At 40.3% G+C, this 16,480-nt stretch carries 17 protein-coding genes and 2 tRNA genes; 14 read left to right on the forward strand and 5 right to left on the reverse strand.

The features are described from left to right. Window positions 1-43 precede the first annotated feature (43 nt). From infC to rplT, 3 genes are all read left to right on the forward strand, one after another. Window positions 44-595, forward strand: a complete 552-nt coding sequence (infC, locus tag QVH07_RS09420) for a translation initiation factor IF-3 (RefSeq protein WP_289999925.1) — start codon at window positions 44-46, stop codon at window positions 593-595. A gap of 24 nt (window positions 596-619) precedes the next feature. Next, the gene (gene rpmI / locus QVH07_RS09425) at window positions 620-814 is read left to right on the forward strand and encodes a 50S ribosomal protein L35 (protein WP_289999926.1); all 195 of its coding nucleotides are present in this window, start codon (window positions 620-622) and stop codon (window positions 812-814) included. Between the two features lie 104 nt (window positions 815-918). Further along, window positions 919-1,263 (forward strand): 50S ribosomal protein L20, encoded by a 345-nt coding sequence (rplT, locus tag QVH07_RS09430; protein WP_289999927.1) that lies wholly within the window; start codon window positions 919-921, stop codon window positions 1,261-1,263. 204 nt (window positions 1,264-1,467) lie between these two features. Here the strand turns inward: rplT and QVH07_RS09435 are convergent, their stop codons facing one another. Together QVH07_RS09435 and QVH07_RS09440 are read right to left on the reverse strand one after the other, a co-directional pair. Beyond that, window positions 1,468-1,620, reverse strand: coding sequence for a GIY-YIG nuclease family protein (locus tag QVH07_RS09435; protein WP_289999928.1), 153 nt, complete (start codon window positions 1,618-1,620; stop codon window positions 1,468-1,470). Window positions 1,621-1,658: 38 nt separating this feature from the next. Beyond that, window positions 1,659-1,732 (reverse strand) — tRNA-Met (locus QVH07_RS09440). Between the two features lie 240 nt (window positions 1,733-1,972). Between QVH07_RS09440 and QVH07_RS09445 the strand changes: the two genes are divergently transcribed. From QVH07_RS09445 to bshB1, 8 genes are all read left to right on the forward strand, one after another. Beyond that, entirely contained in the window at window positions 1,973-2,368 is a 396-nt protein-coding gene (locus QVH07_RS09445; protein ID WP_289999929.1) for an START-like domain-containing protein, read from the forward strand. A 68-nt stretch (window positions 2,369-2,436) separates the two neighbouring features. Continuing rightward, entirely contained in the window at window positions 2,437-4,200 is a 1,764-nt protein-coding gene (locus tag QVH07_RS09450) for an LptF/LptG family permease (RefSeq protein WP_289999930.1), read from the forward strand. Window positions 4,201-4,263: 63 nt separating this feature from the next. Next, window positions 4,264-4,539: a 30S ribosomal protein S15 gene (gene rpsO, locus QVH07_RS09455; RefSeq protein WP_289999931.1), complete on the forward strand. Its 276-nt coding sequence runs from the start codon at window positions 4,264-4,266 to the stop codon at window positions 4,537-4,539. Between the two features lie 99 nt (window positions 4,540-4,638). After that, window positions 4,639-6,783 (forward strand): polyribonucleotide nucleotidyltransferase, encoded by a 2,145-nt coding sequence (locus QVH07_RS09460; protein WP_289999932.1) that lies wholly within the window; start codon window positions 4,639-4,641, stop codon window positions 6,781-6,783. A 63-nt stretch (window positions 6,784-6,846) separates the two neighbouring features. Next, window positions 6,847-7,710, forward strand: a complete 864-nt coding sequence (locus QVH07_RS09465) for a sigma-70 family RNA polymerase sigma factor (protein WP_057936313.1) — start codon at window positions 6,847-6,849, stop codon at window positions 7,708-7,710. A gap of 148 nt (window positions 7,711-7,858) precedes the next feature. Continuing rightward, the gene (gene trxB, locus QVH07_RS09470; protein ID WP_289999933.1) at window positions 7,859-8,803 is read left to right on the forward strand and encodes a thioredoxin-disulfide reductase; all 945 of its coding nucleotides are present in this window, start codon (window positions 7,859-7,861) and stop codon (window positions 8,801-8,803) included. Window positions 8,804-8,813: 10 nt separating this feature from the next. After that, complete coding sequence (locus tag QVH07_RS09475; RefSeq protein WP_289999934.1) at window positions 8,814-9,851, forward strand: M23 family metallopeptidase; 1,038 nt, start codon at window positions 8,814-8,816, stop codon at window positions 9,849-9,851. Between the two features lie 6 nt (window positions 9,852-9,857). Continuing rightward, the gene (bshB1, locus tag QVH07_RS09480) at window positions 9,858-10,577 is read left to right on the forward strand and encodes a bacillithiol biosynthesis deacetylase BshB1 (RefSeq protein WP_289999935.1); all 720 of its coding nucleotides are present in this window, start codon (window positions 9,858-9,860) and stop codon (window positions 10,575-10,577) included. A 3-nt stretch (window positions 10,578-10,580) separates the two neighbouring features. Here bshB1 and pdxH read toward each other — a convergent pair whose 3' ends face one another. Next, the gene (pdxH, locus tag QVH07_RS09485) at window positions 10,581-11,216 is read right to left on the reverse strand and encodes a pyridoxamine 5'-phosphate oxidase (protein WP_289999936.1); all 636 of its coding nucleotides are present in this window, start codon (window positions 11,214-11,216) and stop codon (window positions 10,581-10,583) included. 99 nt (window positions 11,217-11,315) lie between these two features. Between pdxH and QVH07_RS09490 the strand changes: the two genes are divergently transcribed. The 3 genes from QVH07_RS09490 (at window position 11,316) to QVH07_RS09500 (ending at window position 14,303) form a co-directional block, all read left to right on the forward strand. Next, complete coding sequence (locus QVH07_RS09490; RefSeq protein WP_289999937.1) at window positions 11,316-11,885, forward strand: YqgE/AlgH family protein; 570 nt, start codon at window positions 11,316-11,318, stop codon at window positions 11,883-11,885. Between the two features lie 50 nt (window positions 11,886-11,935). Further along, a complete protein-coding gene (locus QVH07_RS09495; protein WP_289999938.1) occupies window positions 11,936-14,131 on the forward strand; it encodes a DUF349 domain-containing protein in 2,196 nt (731 codons plus the stop codon). 99 nt (window positions 14,132-14,230) lie between these two features. Next, window positions 14,231-14,303 (forward strand) — tRNA-Thr (locus QVH07_RS09500). Between the two features lie 103 nt (window positions 14,304-14,406). Here QVH07_RS09500 and QVH07_RS09505 read toward each other — a convergent pair. Together QVH07_RS09505 and QVH07_RS09510 are read right to left on the reverse strand one after the other, a co-directional pair. Continuing rightward, complete coding sequence (locus QVH07_RS09505; RefSeq protein WP_289999939.1) at window positions 14,407-15,525, reverse strand: Gfo/Idh/MocA family protein; 1,119 nt, start codon at window positions 15,523-15,525, stop codon at window positions 14,407-14,409. 92 nt (window positions 15,526-15,617) lie between these two features. Continuing rightward, window positions 15,618-16,478 carry a sugar phosphate isomerase/epimerase family protein gene (locus QVH07_RS09510; RefSeq protein WP_289999940.1) on the reverse strand — a complete coding sequence of 287 codons (861 nt, stop codon included), beginning with the start codon at window positions 16,476-16,478 and terminating at the stop codon, window positions 15,618-15,620. Window positions 16,479-16,480: the final 2 nt, after the last annotated feature.

The raw sequence follows: 16,480 nt of genomic DNA on the forward strand, positions 1-16,480 counted from the left end.
TACGATATTTGCACCCGATTTCAATCAAAGAACCAATTAAAATTTGAGAAACAGACAACCGTACAGAGGTAGAAGAGAAGAACCTTACAAAGTAAATCAGAAGATAAGAGCACGGGAGGTGAGAGTAGTCGGAGACTACGCCGATGGTGGTAATGTGGTATTGGCATTAGATGATGCCATTGCACTTGCTAAAGACAATGATCTAGACCTAGTGGAAATCTCACCAAATGTCAAACCTCCGGTTTGTAAGATTCTTGATTACGCCAAGTTTAAGTACGAGCAGAAGAAAAAGCAGAAAGAAATAAAAGCAAATGCGGCCAAGGTTGTATTGAAAGAAATCAGATTTGGACCAAATACTGATGATCATGACTTCGATTTTAAATTGAAGCATGCCATCAAGTTTCTAAAAGAAGGTGCAAAAGTTAAGGCTTATGTACATTTTGTAGGAAGAAGTATAGTGTTCAAGGAAAGAGGAGAGATGCTTCTATTGAAATTTGCCCAGGCTCTGGAAGAGTATGGGGCGGTGGAGCAACTTCCAAAACTCGAGGGAAAGCGAATGAATATTTTCATAGCTCCTAAGGGTTCTAAGAAATAATTTCAACCAAACTACTATAGTAAAATGCCTAAAGTAAAAACTAAATCAAGTGCCAAGAAGCGGTTCGCACTTACGGGAACCGGGAAGATCAAGAGGAAGCATGCTTTCAAAAGCCACATCCTCACGAAAAAATCTACCAAAAGGAAGCATAACCTAACCAAGACTGGTTTGGTACATGAGTCCGATGAGGGAAGAGTAAAAGACATGTTGAGAATTTGATCTCAACCTGTTTGAATTAATTTAAGGTTATTTATTCACCAGATGCTTTGGTAATCAAGATTCTGACTATATCAGAACACCAAGTGTCAAAAATTTAAAAAATCATGCCAAGATCAGTAAACGCTGTAGCGTCAAGAGCAAGAAGAAAAAAAGTGCTAAAAGCCACTAGAGGTTACTTCGGAAGAGGTTCAAACGTGTGGACTGTAGCGAAAAACAAGTACGAGAAAGGACTTCAGTATGCATACAGAGACCGTAAAGCCAAGAAAAGAGAATTCAGAGCTTTATGGATTCAGCGTATAAATGCAGGTGCCAGAGAGCACGGATTGTCCTACTCAAAATTAATGGGATTACTAGGTAAGTCTGAGATCGAGCTAAACAGAAAAGTATTGGCAGATCTTGCGATGAATCACCCAGAGGCATTTAAAGCAGTAGTTGAAAGAGTGAAGTAAGATTTAAATATCTTATTTTGCGAAAGCTCTGATCATTGATCAGAGCTTTTTTTTATTCCTGTTGGGGATATCCTTTACCTCTAAAAGAAAAAAAAGGCTTCCATTTCTGAAAGCCTTTGTAGTCCCGAAAGCTTTCGGGAGGAGTTCAACTTGCCTGCAGCAAGCAGGCCCGTGTCCGCCGCGGCGGATATTAATCCTTAGCGCTTAAACATAAGTAGGCAGAATTTCTTTTTTAATCCATTCTCGGCCTTTCCCTGTTTTCAATTCTTTTTCACGGATCAATGCTTGTCTTTTAGATTTAAAGAATTCAGCATGGATAACCATCCAAGGACGATATTTTTTAGTTAAGCCTTCCATAAAAAAATAAAAAAGGCTTCCATTTCTGAAAGCCTTTGTAGCGAAGACGGGAGTTGAACCCGTGACCTCAGGGTTATGAATCCTGCGCTCTAACCAACTGAGCTACCTCGCCATATGAGTTATTGTTCTCTAATAGAACTCGAATCCTAATTTTTCTAAACTTCAACCTTATGTTGAAATTAATCCCTATATTATGAATGTCACGATTGGCTGTACACACATCCTATCCTTTCATTCCTTTAAGAGTAGCTCACCTTTTCAAATGAGATTGCAAATATGACAGGATGGATTGTTAAAAGCAAGTGGGGTTAATTGAAATAATAGATTTTTCACTATCTAAATCTTTGTATTCATGGTAAAGAGCAAATTTGTCGCTGATTATCAGATCAACGCCTCTAGGAAAATGATATTTAATTATCTCAGTACGGCGAGCGGTTTAGAAGACTGGTTTGCCGATGAAGTGAGAATAGACGAGGATAAGAATTTTATTTTCTTTTTTGATAATGAGGAGCATCACGCAAGAGTGGCTTCCATCAGGCTAAATAATCATATCAAGTTTGATTTTTTTGATCCGGATAATCCAGACGAGGAGGATCACTCCTACGTGGAATTCAAGCTTGAGGAGAATGAGGTTACCCAAACCATGTTTTTAAAAGTAGTTGATTACACAGACGATTACAATGAGGAGGAGTCTCAAGCCATTTGGGATGGATTGATTGGCAAACTTAAAGAAACAATCGGTGGTTAATTTCCACAGTAATTCTCATTTTTGAACCGCTTTTCACGATTTACGTATTTTGTGAAGGGATTTAGTTCATGAAAAAACTCGATAAGCTAATACTGGGGTCTTTTTTAGGCCCATTTTTATTGACTTTTGTGGTGGTGGATTTCATCCTCCTTACGGTCAATATGCTGAAATACTTTGACGAGATATTCGGCAAAGGACTTGGTTTTTGGATTTACATGGAGCTGATCGGGTACTTTGTGATCAGTATTTCCCCAATGGCTCTCCCTCTAGCAGTTTTGCTGTCCAGTCTGATGACTTTTGGGAATTTAGGAGAGCATTTTGAGCTTACTGCCATCAAGAGTAGCGGTATTTCCTTGTTAAGGACACTTCTTCCAATTGGGGTTTTTGTGTTGATTTTGTCCGTGTTCGCTTACCTCTCGAATAATTATGTAGTGCCTAAAGTCAACCTGAAAACTTTTAGCCTTCTCTATGATATTCGAATGAAATCTCCAGCTTTGGAAATAAAGGAGGGTGTTTTTTACGATGGGATTCCTAACTACAGCATCAAAGTCAATGAGAAGATAGGAGAGAAAAATCTTCGCGATATCATTATTTATGATCATTCAGAAGGCATTGGAAATTTGAATGTCACTCTCGCTGATTCCGGTATAATGGAATCTTTCAATAATGAAAAGTATCTTCGATTCATTCTTTTTAATGGAAAGAATTATAGTCACTCGAGAGCAGAACGGGGCATAAGAGATGCCCCTGTGGAGTTTAGCCGAACAGCCTTTAAGGAAAACACCATTGTCTTCAACCTGGATGCATTTGAGCTGGACAGAACGCCCGAAGACCTTTGGTCTACTAATAGAGCTATAAAAAACATAAGTCAGATCAAAGATGGTCTTGATTCCATTAATACAAGAGTGAATGATCAGCTTTGGGAAAACTACCAAACTGCAGAAGGGATCTATTCCTATATGACTAAAAATAGATCTTTGGACCCTCCAACTGATATTTATAATCGTCGAGCCCTAGATGATACGGCTCGAATGCTTAAGTCCAGAAGGATGCGTGCTGAAAGGGATTCCCTGGATCAAGTGGCAAAAATGGATTCCATTCGCAGAGATAGTATTAGGGTAGCTAATAATCCTGATTTAAGGATAAATCCACCAAAAGAGGAAATCTTGACTAATGCGGTAAGTGAGTTGTCAAAGAGTGATTCTCTTTTTAGACAAAAAAAGATCAAGAACCGGAATGAAAGGGATTCTTCAAAAGTTATAAGTAAAGACACCCTTTTAGAAAAAGAAAAACCAAAGTTTTTAAGGACGGCACCACTCACTACTGAAGAAAAATCGGAGTTGGATTCGATTTTGGAGGCAAGAAGATATATGGACAATGCCTTAACTATGGCAACCAATAATGCCCGAAATCTTAAGAATACTTTTAATACCAAGAAAGTAACGGTTGAAAACCATCAACGCGAATTCAGAAGATACCAGATAGCCTGGTACCAAAAATACACTCAGGCATTCGCTTGTATTGTGATGTTTATGATTGGGGCACCATTAGGCGCAATAATTAAGAAAGGAGGGCTTGGAGCACCTGTTCTTTTCTCCATTATATTCTTCATCCTATACTATATGCTCACCATCACAGGGGAGAAGTGGGCCAAAGAAGGAGTGGTAGATCCACTGTTAGGTACATGGTTTTCCAATCTCGCTCTAATTCCATTTGGATTATTCTTTTTGAAGCAGGCCAGAAAAGACGCCAGACTCTTTGAACCGGACTTTTACCAATCAGCTTGGAAAAAGCTCAAAAAGACCTTTTCTAAAAAGAGTTCATTCGCATAGCAGGCTTTTATTATTTGAAGAATAGCGTTACCTTTGTAGCTGTTTTATAAAATTTAGCTAAACATGTATTTAACACCAGAGAAAAAGCAAGAGTTGTTTAAGAATCATGGACGGTTAAAATCTGACACTGATACTGGATCTCCAGAGTCTCAGATAGCCCTCTTTACACACAGGATTCTGCATCTAACAGAGCATCTAAAGTCAAACAAGAAGGATCACTCCTCAAGACTTGGATTGTTGAAATTAGTAGGTAAAAGAAGAAGCCTACTAGATTATTTATACAAGAAGGACATAGAGCGATACAGAGCAATTATTGCTGAGCTCGGACTTCGAAAGTAATCCGATGTAAGGTTCTCTATTTGAGAACCTTACTTTTTTCTTTTTATGGGGTTGCAAAATCTTTTTTTAGCTTAATAACCACACACTTATAACTTATATATGTTACCAAATTTAATCACAAAGACCATCACCCTTGAAGATGGAAGAGAAATTACAATAGAAACGGGTGCTCTGGCAAAACAAGCTGACGGATCTGTAGTCGTTCGCATGGGTAAAGCCATGTTATTGGCCACAGTAGTATCGAAGAAGGAGGCTGGAGAAGGAGTAGACTTTTTACCAATGTCAGTTGACTATCAGGAAAAATTTGCCGCTTCTGGCAAAATTCCTGGAGGATTCCTTAAAAGAGAAGGCAGGCTATCAGATTATGAAATTCTGATTAGTCGAATCGTGGATAGAGCGATTCGTCCGATTTTCCCAGATGATTATCATGCAGATACACAGATAGCCATCACTTTGATGAGCTCTGACGAGGAGGTTTTACCAGATGCCTTGGCAGGACTAGCTGCATCTTCAGCTTTGGCAGTATCTGATATTCCTTTCAACGGACCAATCTCCGAGGTGAGAGTGGCAAAAGTTGATGGAAATCTCATCATTAATCCTAAACCAAAGGACCTCGAAAAAGCATCTTTGGAATTTATAGTAGCAGGCTCATTAGACTATATCCTCATGGTAGAGGGAGAGGCAGATGAAATCCAAGAGGATGAAATGGTTGAAGCCATGCAGTTTGCTCATGAAGAAATAAAAAGACATTGTCAGGTACAGCTTGAGCTAACCAAAGCGGTAGGCAAAGAGGAGAAAAGGGAATACAATCATGAGAAATCTGATCCAGCCCTTTTTGACAAAATGAAGTCTGAGCTTTATGATAAGCTTTATGCAGCTGTTAGTAAGCAAATAGCCAACAAATCAGAAAGAAGTGCCTTGATTAAAGAAATCAAAGACGAATTCATCGAAAACCTAGGAGAGGAGCACGAATTTGAAGAGTCTTTGATTGGTCCGTACTTTGGGAAAATTCACAAAGAAGCAGCTAGAAATCTGACTCTTAATGAAAAGAAGAGATTGGACGGTAGACAACTGAACGAAGTTCGTCCTATCTGGTCCGTGGTTGATTACCTGCCATCGGCCCACGGGTCTGCAGTTTTTACCAGAGGTGAAACTCAATCTGTAACCACTTGTACTTTAGGTACTAAAATGGATGAGCAGATGGTAGATGGGGCTGTAATCTCCGGATATAATAAGTTTTTCCTTCACTACAACTTCCCAGGATTCTCCACCGGAGAAGTAAAGCCAAACAGAGGCCCTGGAAGAAGAGAAGTGGGACATGGAAACCTTGCTATGAGAGCATTGAAGAAGGTAGTACCTTCTGACGAAGAAAACCCATACACTATTCGGGTCGTTTCTGATATCCTTGAGTCAAATGGTTCTTCCTCCATGGCTACAGTTTGTGCAGGTTCACTTGCACTAATGGATGCCGGTATTCAAATTAAGGCACCTGTTACCGGAATTGCGATGGGAATGATTTCAGATAGTGAAACTGGAAATTATTCTATCCTATCTGATATACTTGGAGACGAAGATCACCTTGGTGATATGGACTTTAAAGTGACCGGAACAGCAAAGGGTATCACTGCTTGTCAAATGGACTTGAAGGTAGAGGGCCTAGATTACAATGTTCTTAAGGAGGCGTTGTATCAAGCTAAGGAAGGTAGACTGCATATCTTGGATAAGATCACTGAAACTTTGGCGAAGCCAAAGTCAGATTTGAAGCCTCATACGCCTAGATCATTCCAGATGTTCATTCCTAAAGAGCTTATTGGAGCGGTGATTGGCCCAGGTGGAAAAGTTATTCAGGAAATCCAGAAAGATACTGAGACCACTATTGTCATCGAAGAAATCGACAATCAGGGTAAAATTGCCATTTTCTCTGCTAATCAGGACAATATGGATGCTGCTCTGGCAAGGATTAAAGCTATCGTTGCTCAACCTGAAATAGGAGAGACATACACCGGAAAAGTGAAGAATATTCAACCATTTGGAGCTTTTGTGGAATTTATGCCAGGAAAAGATGGTTTACTACATATATCAGAAATCAAATGGGAACGAGTGGAGTCCATGGATGGAGTATTCGAACCAGGAGAAGAGATCGTAGTAAAGCTTATTGATATTGATAAGCGAACCGGGAAATTTAAACTTTCCAGAAAAGTGTTGTTGCCAAAGCCTGAAAAAAAAGCTGAGGACAAAAAGTAAAATCAGCCCATAAATGTGTATTTTATTGGGCTAGAAATAAGATAATTACAAAAATAATTCTGAATGAGGCAGCTAAAAATTAGCAAACAGATTACCAATAGAGAGAGTCAGTCTCTTGATAAATATCTTCAGGAAATCGGTAAAGTAGACCTGTTGACTGCAGATGAAGAGGTAGTTTTAGCTAAGCGAATACGTGAAGGAGATCAGCTCGCACTCGAGAAGCTCACTAAGGCAAACCTTCGATTTGTGGTATCTGTGGCAAAGCAGTACCAGAATCAAGGCCTATCACTAGGTGACCTAATTAATGAAGGTAATCTAGGTTTGATTAAGGCAGCACAGCGTTTTGATGAAACTCGAGGATTTAAGTTTATTTCTTACGCTGTATGGTGGATTCGTCAGTCTATTCTTCAGGCTCTTGCTGAGCAATCTAGAATCGTTCGACTTCCTTTGAATAGGGTGGGGTCGCTGAATAAAATCAGTAAAACCTTCAGTGAACTTGAGCAAAAGTTCGAGAGAGAGCCATCTCCAGAAGAACTTGCAGAAGTTCTCGAGGTAACTGCAAATGAAGTAGTGGATACCATGAAGATCTCAGGACGACATGTGTCTATGGATGCACCATTCGTTCAAGGAGAAGAAAACAGCCTTTTGGATGTTCTTGAAAATGACGGAGATGAAAAGCCTGATGATGGATTAATGAATGACTCTCTTCGCAAGGAGGTTCAGAGAGCATTATCCACATTGACTCAAAGAGAAGCTGACGTTATCACTCTTTATTTTGGATTGAATGGAGAGCATGCCATGACCCTTGAAGAGATTGGTGAGAAATTTAATCTAACCCGTGAGAGGGTAAGGCAGATCAAAGAGAAGGCCATTCGACGGTTAAGGCATACCTCAAGGAGCAAGACCTTGAAACCTTACTTAGGGTAAAGTAAAAAAGGGGTTTTAAAAGCCCCTTCTTTTTTTGCCAGATAATTTAAAAAATTTCTAAGCTTGGTTGCCTTTGGGAATTTTAACACCCCTATTTGTGGTTTAACCTAGGAAATAACAAAATTTGCGACTTTAAATTAGATTCGGAATGAGTCAGGAAACAGAAAGGGTAAAAGTTTTAATTATAGGCTCGGGGCCAGCAGGTTATACAGCTGCTATTTATGCGTCACGAGCGGGATTATCTCCAGTCTTATACACAGGTGGACAGCCTGGTGGACAGCTTACTATAACCAATGATGTAGAAAACTATCCAGGATATCCCGATGGGGTAATGGGTCCGGAAATGATGGAGGACTTTCGCAAGCAGGCAGAAAGATTTGGTACTGACGTAAGGTATGGGCTGGCTACTTCTGTAGACTTTGATTCTTTCCCAAAAAAGGTAACCATCGATGAGCAAAAGGTTATCGAGGCAGAAACAGTGATAATCTCCACCGGTGCATCAGCCAAGTGGCTAGGTTTAGAAAGTGAAGATCGCCTGAATGGCAAAGGAGTTTCAGCATGTGCGGTTTGTGATGGGTTCTTTTTCCGAGGTCAGGATGTAGCCATTGTTGGTGCTGGAGACACAGCTTGTGAAGAAGCTTCTTATCTTTCTAATATTTGCAAGAAGGTGTACATGCTCGTAAGAAGAGATGAAATGCGCGCTTCCCAAATTATGCAGAAGCGGGTAATGAATAATCCTAAGATTGAGATTCTTTGGAATACCGAAACTGATGAGATTTTAGGAGAGGATGAAGTAAGTGGTGTACGAATTTTTAACAATAAAACTCAAAAAACCTCTGAGCTTGCCATTTCTGGCTTTTTTGTTGCTATAGGTCATCAGCCAAACACTGAGATTTTCAAAGACTACCTTCACATGGATGATGCAGGTTATTTGAAAACTATTCCAGGGACCACTAAGACCAATATAGAAGGCGTTTTTGCCTGTGGGGATGCGCAAGATAATGTGTATCGCCAGGCAGTTACCGCAGCTGGTACGGGCTGTATGGCGGCTCTGGACGCAGAAAGGTTTTTGGCAGAATTAGAAACTGCTTAAGCATTTATTAATGAGATCTTTTGTTCTCTTTATCTTTTTGGGTTTGTTCTTTGTCTTGGGAACCACAAAGGTCCAAGGTCAAATTTTCCCGAAAATTATTAAGAAGGACAAAATAGATTCAGTTCCTACGACTCCCCGAAAAAACATCGAGTTGGGAGGTTTTGATCAGTCTGCCTTTCTCAGGGAACTTACTGCCCGGACTGATTCCATGCTCTTTAAAAATGAGGTAGACCTAAGAAGACCAAGATCCATAGTGGACGATTCCCAGGATTTTATGATTTGGGCTCCAACCAATAGATTGGTAAAGGTTTCAGAACAAATTCTTATCGATAGCATCTGGATTACAGCCTTTGAGCATTATGAACCCTGGGACAGTCAGAAAATCGATATCTACGATTTTGATCCTGAGAAATTTCAGGATACGGTCAGTCTAAGGTTGTATGATTCATTTTTCGGATACGATTGGAAAATGCCCCTAGAAACCACTCCCGTTACTTCACGTTTTGGGTTTCGGTGGGGTAGAAGACACCTAGGTACTGACCTTGATCTGCAAATGCGTGATCCTATTTATGCCGCGTTTGACGGCATAGTTAGAATTAGGTCCTATGACCGATATGGTTTTGGATACTATGTGGTGATCCGCCATAAGAATGGTTTGGAAACCGTTTATGGGCATATGTCCAAGATTCTCGTAGAAGTGGGTCAGGAAGTAAAAGCAGGAGAGGAGATTGGTAAAGGGGGAAGTACAGGCAGAAGTACCGGATCACACTTACATTATGAGTTGAGGTATCGTGGGTTGGCATTTGACCCGGAAATCGTTTATGACTTTGATAGTTTTAAGATTAAGTCAGAGTATTTAGACATTACACCAGAAACCTTTGGATATATTGCTCAGGCTAGATCAGCTGTATATCATCGGGTGAGGCGAGGAGAAACGCTTGGGGCAATTTCAAGGAGATACAGAGTCCCAATTTCTCAAATCACCAGGCTAAGTGGAATATCCACGAGGTCCATTTTGAGGATTGGACAAAGACTTAGGATACAATAAAAAATTATGGAGAAATTAGATATTCTCGTTTTCGCAGCGCATCCGGATGATGCAGAGTTAGGTTGTTCTGGAACCATTGCTGCACAGGTGGCAAGAGGAAAGAAAGTTGGAATTGTGGATTTAACTCAGGGGGAAATGGGTACCAGAGGAACTCCTGAGATCCGGCTGAAAGAGGCCGATGAAGCTGCAAAAATTCTAAGACTTTCAGCTCGCGAGAATATGGGTTTCAAGGATGTCTTTTTCGAGGATGATGAGGAGCATAGGATTGAGCTGGTTAAAATCATTCGTAAATATCAGCCAGAAATTGTGATTGCCAATGCAATTAAAGACCGGCATCCTGATCATGGTAAAGGTTCAAGTTTAGCTACTCATGCGTGTTTTATGAGCGGTTTGAGAAAGATTGAGACTACTTTAGATGGTAAAGTACAAAAGCCTTGGAGACCGAAAAACGTCTATCATTTCATCCAGAACAATTACATTGAGCCGGATTTTATCGTAGATATATCTGAATATTGGGACACAAAAATAAAGAGTATCCTGGCTTACCAATCTCAGTTTTACGATCCTGAAAGTAAAGAGCCCGCAAGCTTTATTTCTGATCCAGAATTCCTTCCATTTATTGAAGCAAGAGCTAGAGAATTTGGACATAGGATTCTAGCCACCTACGGCGAGGGATTTACTTCAGAGAGATACCTTGGGGTGGAAGATCTTTTTGATCTCAAGTAAGTCTTAAGGTGCAAGTCGCTTGCGACTCCAGTTGCCATCGTCTTCCCTATAGTACGCGATCCGGTCATGAAGTCGACTTGGTCTACCTTGCCAAAATTCTATTTGAGAAGGCATCAATCGGTATCCTCCCCAATGAGGTGGACGGGAAATTTTCTCTGACTTAAATTTTTCCTTGAGTTCTTCAATGTTTTCCTCCAAAATTTTTCTGGACTTAATTTCCTTGCTTTGAGGGGAAGCCCAGGCACCTATCTGAGAGCCTTCAGGTCTTGAGAAGAAATAGTCGTCAGACTCTTCTGTGCTGACTTTTTCAATTAAGCCTTTTACCCTGACTTGTCTCTCAAGTTCCGGCCAGAAAAAGGTTAGCGATGCCTTGGGATTAACTTCAATTTCACGTCCCTTTTCACTTTGGTAGTTTGTAAAAAACACAAAACCTTTATCCAGTTCCTTTAGAAGAACAATTCTTCCATTTGGAAAACCATCAGGAGAAAGGGTAGAAAGAGTCATGGCATTAACCTCAAGTGCTTCTGCCTCCACTGCCTCCTTGAACCAATGGTGAAACTGGGTTAAAGGATCAGTGTCTACATCACTGATTTCAAGTGATTTAAGACTGTAGTCTTTCCTAATTGAAGCAATATCCATGTGACTTTTTCTCTGTTATTTTTGTATTATAAAATTAGCCTAGCCATGGGATTTTTAAAATTATCATCTATATTTTTATTTCATACGGCCCCAGTCGGAATGGATAAACGAACAGAACAAATACCAACTGCAGGAGATCTTTTGATTTCCGAACCTTTTCTACAGGATCAGAACTTTATGAGGTCTGTCATACTGCTTTGTGATCATAATGAGGAGGGTAGCTTTGGGTTTGTCATGAATAAACCATCTATCTTAAGATTAGGTGAAATCGTACAAGATCTTGATTTTTTGGATAAGGAAGTTTTTGTCGGTGGACCTGTAGAACAAAATACTCTTCATTTTGTCTATTTAGGTGATAAGCAATTAGAGGGAAGTATATCTGTTGGAAATCAGATTTGGTGGGGTGGTGATTTTGATCAATTGGTAGAAAAATTGAAACTGAATCAAATGGAGCTTGACCGAATTCGTTTCTTTATTGGTTATAGTGGCTGGGGAGCGGGTCAATTACAAGATGAGATGAACGAGGAGACCTGGATTTTGTGTAGAGAGGATATTGATGAAGACTCCTTTGATTCTACTCCAGAAGATCTTTGGAAAGGTCTTTTGAAAAATATGGGAGGGGAGTTCAAGCTAATTGCAAATTATCCGAGAGACCCGCGTTTAAATTAGTCAAAATCCATACATTTGCTCACTGTAAGTGAGAATAGAGTTCTATTTATATGACTGAGAAAAGTAAGGAATTGTCTGAAAAAGACAAGGTGACTCAGAGCGCTCAGGTGACTGACGAAGTGAGTAAAGAAGTTTCAAAAGAAGAAAATAAGACCGAAGAGCAATCCGAGTCTACTAAGGCTGAAGAAGAAAAAGCAGAGAAGGTTCAAGAAGTCGCTTCAGCTGAGGTAGAAGAACAGGTTTCTGAAAAGGAAAACCCTGAGGTGGAAACAAAATCCGAATCCGAGGAAGCGAAGGATGAGGTGGTTGAAGAAGCAAAAGTTGAAGAATCAATTCCTGCCACTGAGGAGGTAAAGTCCGAAGCTCCTGAAATTGAAGAAAAGGAAGAGGCGAAACCAGCTGCAGAAAATGAAGGGGCTGAGGAAGAGGAGAGTTCAAAAGCAGGTGAGAATTCTGATGATGAGGCTTCAGAAGAAGAGACTGATTCCGATCGTGATTCTGAAGAGGAAGAATCGGACGAAGATCTGGAAGAAGAAGAGGAAATTGATCTTACTAATCTTTCAAAAGCAGAACTACTTACCTTACTGAGACAGAAGGTTTTAGCAGAGAAGCCTTCAACTGTTGATCGATTGATTCATGATATTAGAAACGCTTACACGGCTCTTACGGATATAGAGGAAAAAGAAGCTCTGATCAAGTTTAAAGAAGAAGGCGGGGCTGAAGACGATTTTGACTATAAACCCTCAGATGAGGATAAGCTTTTTGATACTTTCTATTTCGAGTTTAGAAGAAAAATAAACTCGGCTCGGAAAGAAGCAGAAAAGCAAAAGGAAAAGAATCTCCAACTCAAAAATGAGCTTTTGGATAAGCTCAGAGAATTGGTAGATGGTGAAGAAACCACCCTGAGCATGAATGCTATTAAGGCTATTCAGGAAGAATGGAAAGCCATTGGTCCAGTTCCAAATTCACAAAACCGTAGCCTTTGGGCAAATTACAATGCTCTTATGGACCGTTTCTATGATAATAGAAGCATCTACTTTGAACTGAAGGAGCTCGATCGCCAAAAGAATCTTAAAGGTAAAACCCAGCTTTGCGAAAAAGCTGAAGCACTAAAGGATGAGCCCGATCTTCAAACAGCCATAAAAGCCTTAAACGAGCTTCATGAAGAATATAAGCATATTGGACCAGTTCCCAGAGAGCAGCAGGAGCCTTTATGGCAAAGATTCAAAGCCGCATCAGATGCGGTTTACGATAGAAGAAAAGAATACTACGATAGTCAGAAAGAAGTATTCTTGAAGAATCAGGAGCAAAAAGAGAAGCTTATCGAGTCTCTCACTGAATTTGTAAACTTTGATTCTGACCGAATAAAAGAGTGGAACACAAAAACTAAAGCTATCCTTGCCATTCAAAAAGCCTGGGAGGCAATAGGACCAGTTCCACGAGAATCTGGTAAAGAAATAAATAAGAATTTCTGGAACAGCTTTAAGCAGTTCTTCCAAAACAAAAATCAGTTCTTCAAGAAGCTTGACGAAGTAAGAGCAAATAATGAAACTAAAGCTGAGGGCCTCATCGCTAAAGCTGAGGAGCTGAAGGATAGCACAGATTGGCAAAAGACGTCCAACCAGTTGATTGGCTTACAAAAGGAATGGAAAACCTTAGGTCCAACTCCTGAAAAGACTCGAGATAGTCTATACAAGCGCTTCAAGTCAGCTTGTGACACTTTCTTCGATAATAGAAGAAATGCAAACAAAGCCAATAACTCTGAGTATGAGGCTAACTTAAAACTCAAGAAAGAAGTTTGTAAAAAAATAATCGAAGCTGCAGGAGAAGATGATCCAAATGAGGAGGCACTTGCTACCTTGGTTGAGGAGTTTAATGGGATTGGCTTTGTTCCACGAAAAAGCATGAAAGAGATTCAATCTGAGTTTAAATCAGCCGTGGATACGTATATCGAAAAGCTTGATACAGAAGGATTTGATAGAGAAAACTTCCTTTTCAAATTAAACTTGAATAAGATTCAATCTGATCCAAATGCATCTAGGACTATAGGAAAGAAGGAACATGGCATCAGAAGACAGATTTCTGAATTAGAGAATAATATTTCGCTTTGGAAGACGAATCTAGAGTTTTTCGCTGCATCAAAAACGGCGGATAAATTGAAAGATCAATTCGATGTGAAGATTCAAAAAGCCGAAGATGAGATTCAAAAGCTAAAGCAGAAACTGGCGATTTTAAGAGATTTATAAATTAATCTTCCTCACTATTAGAGAGATATATTTTTTCTTCTTTATGGGCTTGGAGCAAATAGGGTAAGCATCTATATTTGCACCACCATTAAGGAAAAAGCCTCCTTAGCTCAGCTGGTAGAGCAACTGACTTGTAATCAGTAGGTCGTTGGTTCGATCCCGACAGGAGGCTCATAAAAAAACCATCCAAGAAATTGGATGGTTTTTTTGTAAAGTCATGTGGGAAGATTCCACTTTAGGTGATAATAAATCATCTCCTGAATGTATACATGTTTTTAACTCTTGGTTAGGGTAAATTCAGGCAGATATTTTATTTTCCCACCTTCCATGGCTGATTCATGAGCAAGGATACCCACGCAGGTAATATTTGCTGATTGGCGAGCATTAGGATACGGAGATCGGTTTTCGGCTAGAGCCGAAAGAAACTCATGAGCCAAATGAGGGTGAGAACCCCCGTGACCGGAACCTTGAGTAAAAGATAAATGCAGGTTTTCATCAGAATCATAAACGCCCTTGGTGGTGTACTCTTGAATTCCTTCAGGTAGGAGGTGAGCATAGTCGGGTATTTTTACTTTCTCCGGCACTTCTCCTGTGTGAATCACAGAATCCTCATGTTCGATTAGGGTCCATTCAAAAGACTTTTCTGAGCCATATACATCAAAGCTTTCACGGTATTGTCTTGCCGTGTTGAAAAGTGACCTGGTTACCTCAGCTGCAAGATCTGAATCCTTAAATTTGATATGACAGGTTTCGATTGCAAAGGGGGAGCCGTATTTTGAAATTAGATTTTCATCTATTCTTCCTGAACCTAAACAGGATACGTATTCCGCTTCTCCCTTAGGCAGAGCTAAAACTGGTCCAACACAATGCGTAGCGTAGTGCATAGGAGGGAGGCCTTCCCAATAGCCAGGCCAGCCTGCCATCTCCTGCTGATGTGAAGCTCGAAGGAATTGGATTTTACCTAATTCTCCCTTTTCATACATCTCTTTCACAAATAGAAACTCCCTGGAATAAACCACGGTCTCCATCATCATGTAGATCAGACCTGTTTTTTCAGTCAATTCAACGATGCGACGGCAATCTTCCACGGAGGTAGCCATGGGAACTGTACAGGCCACATGTTTGCCAGCTTCCAAAGCTTTGATGGATTGCTCCGCATGGTTTTGGATAGGAGTGTTAATATGAACTGCATCCACATTTGGATCCTTTAGCAACTCGTCATAATCAGTGTAGACTTTCTCAATTCCGAAGGCCTTACCAATGGCCTCCGCTTTCTCCTTATTTCTTTGACAAACAGCATACATGTTTGCAAGAGGATGTTTCTGATAAATTGGAATAAACTCAGCACCGAAACCAAGTCCGATGATGGCTATGTTGATGGGTTTTTTGCTCATAGTATGTTAATTATCAGTTAATAATTTCAAACTTCAGTATTCATTTTCTGGATTTGGGAACTCGTAAATCCAAAATCATAATTCGTAAATCATCATTCTGCAACCCATTTCTTTAGAAAGTCTAGACCTTCTTTGGCAAAACCATCCTGGTTTGGCACCAAAGGTTTCCAAATACATACTGCTCCAGCGAGCTCTTTTACATTTGGTGTGAAGCTTTCAATCGAGATGGTTCCTTGATAATTGATCTTTTCCAAGCCACGCTTCCAAGAAGCCCAATTCGTTTGCCCGGTTCCAGGGGTACCACGATAATTTTCCGATACCTGAACATGGATCAATTTATCTCCGACTTCCGCTATGGCATTCTCAATGCTAGGCTCTTCTATGCTAAGATGAAAGCCATCTAGTAAAGCCTTGGCCTGGGGTTCGTTAATATCGGTGATCAACTGCTTAAGCTCTGAGGCAGTATTAATTAAGTCAGTTTCAAAACGATTGAGCGTCTCAAGGGCAATTTCCAAACCGAATTCACCTGCTCGTTTACAAACCTTTTGAAGGTTTTTGACAGCTCGATCCCATTCCACTTTTCTTTGTTCAGGAGATACCAGGCGCGCTTTTCCAACAGCGGAGTACATAGGACCTCCCACAAAACCAGCTCCCAATTCGGAAGCAATTTCGAAGCAGGCATCCAAATACTCAAAACTGGTCTGATGGAATTTGGGATCTTCATGAGTGAAATCCCGAGTAGGTCCGAAAGCCCCGCAGATGATAGGTTTGAGAGAATGTTCTGCGAGCGCTTCCTTGACCAGTTCAGTGTTAATTAGTTCGGGATCTTCCACGGGTATTTCCACCGCATCGTATCCAAAAGACTTTATTTTTTCAAATAGAGATACAGTACTGGAATCAAATGGCGAAGTCCAAAGCCAGGTACTTACCCCAAATTTTACATTTAGTGACATGG

The sequence above is a fragment of the Algoriphagus sediminis genome (assembly GCF_030403435.1).
GTDB classification, from domain to species: domain Bacteria; phylum Bacteroidota; class Bacteroidia; order Cytophagales; family Cyclobacteriaceae; genus Algoriphagus; species Algoriphagus sediminis.